The sequence below is a fragment of the Weissella hellenica genome (assembly GCF_005405545.1).
Taxonomy (GTDB): domain Bacteria; phylum Bacillota; class Bacilli; order Lactobacillales; family Lactobacillaceae; genus Weissella; species Weissella hellenica.
The window spans coordinates 1-3,062 of sequence record NZ_BJEG01000023.1 but is presented as its reverse complement, the minus strand read 5'-3'; the positions used below and the strand labels follow the sequence as shown (position 1 = coordinate 3,062).

Below are 3,062 nucleotides of genomic sequence, written 5' to 3'. Positions count from 1 at the left end.
ATCAATTAAATTGAGCCGAAAAAATACACCGCGTAATTTTTTGAGTTTTTTAAATAAGTTTAAAATCGCTTGTGACCTTCGAGTCACAATACTCAAACGAAATCATCAACAATATGTTGATCGGTTAAGTTATTAAGGGCGCATGGTGAATGCCTTGGCACTAGGAGCCGATGAAGGACGGGACTAACACCGATATGCCTCGGGGAGCTGTAAGTAAGCTTTGATCCGGGGATTTCCGAATGGGGGAACCCAACTTGTTATGCAAGTTATCGTTTAGTGAATATATAGCTAAGCGAAGGTAGACGTTGTGAACTGAAACATCTCATTAGCAACAGGAGAAGAAAGAAAAATCGATTCCGTCAGTAGCGGCGAGCGAACGCGGAGGAGCCCAAACCAGAGTGCTTGCACTCTGGGGTTGTAGGACTACCGTTGTGGAGTTACAAATTTGTTTATTAGCAGAATCAGCTGGGAAGCTGAGCGAAACAGGGTGATAGCCCCGTATGCGAAAGTAAGCAAACTCCCGTGTAGGATCCTGAGTACGGCCGGACACGTGAAATCCGGTCGGAATCTGCGAGGACCATCTCGTAAGGCTAAATACTCCCTAGTGACCGATAGTGAACCAGTACCGTGAGGGAAAGGTGAAAAGCACCCCGGAAGGGGAGTGAAATAGTTCCTGAAACCATGTGCCTACAACAAGTTAGAGCCCGTTAATGGGTGATAGCGTGCCTTTTGTAGAATGAACCGGCGAGTTACGATAACATGCAAGGTTAAGGTGGAAAGACCGGAGCCGTAGCGAAAGCGAGTCTGAAATGGGCGTTTTAGTATGTTGTTGTAGACCCGAAACCAGGTGACCTACCCATGTCCAGGGTGAAGGTGCGGTAAAACGCACTGGAGGCCCGAACCCGTACATGTTGAAAAATGTTGGGATGAGGTGTGGGTAGCGGTGAAATTCCAATCGAACTTGGAGATAGCTGGTTCTCTCCGAAATAGCTTTAGGGCTAGCCTCGGAAGATAGCGTGTTGGAGGTAGAGCACTGTTTTGGTGCGGGGCCCATCTCGGGTTACTAAATTAAGATAAACTCCGAATGCCAATCACGTATGTCCGGGAGTCAGACAGTGAGTGATAAGATCCATTGTCGAAAGGGGAACAGCCCAGATCGTCAGTTAAGGTCCCTAAGTGTGTGTTAAGTGGAAAAGGATGTGAAGTTGCATAGACAACTAGGATGTTGGCTCAGAAGCAGCCACCATTTAAAGAGTGCGTAATAGCTCACTAGTCGAGTGATTCTGCGCCGAAAATGTACCGGGGCTAAACACACCACCGAAACTACGGGTGCCACGTAAGTGGCGCGATAGGAGAGCGTTCTAAGCGCAATGAAGTCAGATCGTGAGGACTGGTGGAGCGCTTAGAAGTGAGAATGCCGGTATGAGTAGCGAAAGACAGGTGAGAATCCTGTCCACCGTATGACTAAGGTTTCCTGGGGAAGGCTCGTCCTCCCAGGGTTAGTCGGGACCTAAGGCGAGGCCGAAAGGCGTAGTCGATGGCTAACAGGTTGAGATTCCTGTACCAGGTGAACATGTTTGAACGATGGAGGGACGCAGAAGGCTAACAGATCCCAGCGATTGGAAATGCTGGGTTAAGCAATAAGTCTTGGAGTGAGTTAAATGCTTGCTACTAATAGGACAAGTTGTGATAAGGACCGAAATAAAGTAGGGAAGTCTGTGATGTCACGCTGCCGAGAAAAGCTTCTAGTTAGTGTTTACCTGCCCGTACCGCAAACCGACACAGGTAGTCGAGGAGAGCATCCTAAGGTGAGCGAGTGAACTCTCGTTAAGGAACTCGGCAAAATGACCCCGTAACTTCGGGAGAAGGGGTGCTCAGCGCAAGCTGAGCCGCAGTGAATAGGCCCAGGCGACTGTTTATCAAAAACACAGGTTTCTGCAAAATCGTAAGATGACGTATAGGGGCTGACACCTGCCCGGTGCTGGAAGGTTAAAAGGAGTGCTTAGCTTCGGCGAAGGTACGAATTGAAGCCCCAGTAAACGGCGGCCGTAACTATAACGGTCCTAAGGTAGCGAAATTCCTTGTCGGGTAAGTTCCGACCCGCACGAAAGGTGTAACGATCTGGGCGCTGTCTCAACGAGAGACTCGGTGAAATTTAAAGACCCGTGAAGATGCGGGTTACCCGCGACAGGACGGAAAGACCCCATGGAGCTTTACTGTAGCTTGATATTGAGTGTTTGTGCAGCTTGTACAGCATAGGTAGGAGCCGTAGAAATCGGGACGCTAGTTTCGATGGAGGCAAACGTGGGATACTACCCTCGTTGTATGAACACTCTAACTCACACCACTAAGCGTGGTGGAAGACAGTGTCTGGCAGGCAGTTTGACTGGGGCGGTCGCCTCCTAAAAAGTAACGGAGGCGCCCAAAGGTTCCCTCAGAATGGTTGGAAATCATTCGCAGAGTGTAAAGGCACAAGGGAGCTTGACTGTGAGACTTACCAGTCGAGCAGGTACGAAAGTAGGGCTTAGTGATCCGGTGGTTCCGCATGGAAGGGCCATCGCTCAACGGACAAAAGCTACCCTGGGGATAACAGGCTTATCTCCCCCAAGAGTCCACATCGACGGGGAGGTTTGGCACCTCGATGTCGGCTCATCGCATCCTGGGGCTGTAGTCGGTCCCAAGGGTTGGGCTGTTCGCCCATTAAAGCGGTACGCGAGCTGGGTTCAGAACGTCGTGAGACAGTTCGGTCCCTATCCGTCGCGGGCGTAGGAAATTTGAGAGGAGCTGCCCTTAGTACGAGAGGACCGGGGTGGACGTACCACTGGTGTATCAGTTGTTCCGCCAGGAGCATCGCTGAGTAGCTATGTACGGATGAGATAAACGCTGAAAGCATCTAAGTGTGAAACTCGCCTCGAGATGAGATTTCCCATTCAGAAATGAAGTAAGACCCCTTATAGATGATAAGGTAGATAGGCTAGAAGTGGCAGTACGGTGACGTATGGAGCGGACTAGTACTAATGGTTCGAGGACTTAACCAAGTAGCAAGTGGTGTAAGGCAAAAA

At 49.9% G+C, this 3,062-nt stretch carries 1 rRNA gene; it reads left to right on the top strand.

The window, feature by feature from the left end:
- Nucleotides 1–122: 122 nt before the first annotated feature.
- Nucleotides 123–3,038, top strand: a 23S ribosomal RNA gene (locus FFM61_RS08815).
- The last annotated feature ends 24 nt before the right edge of the window (nt 3,039–3,062 follow it).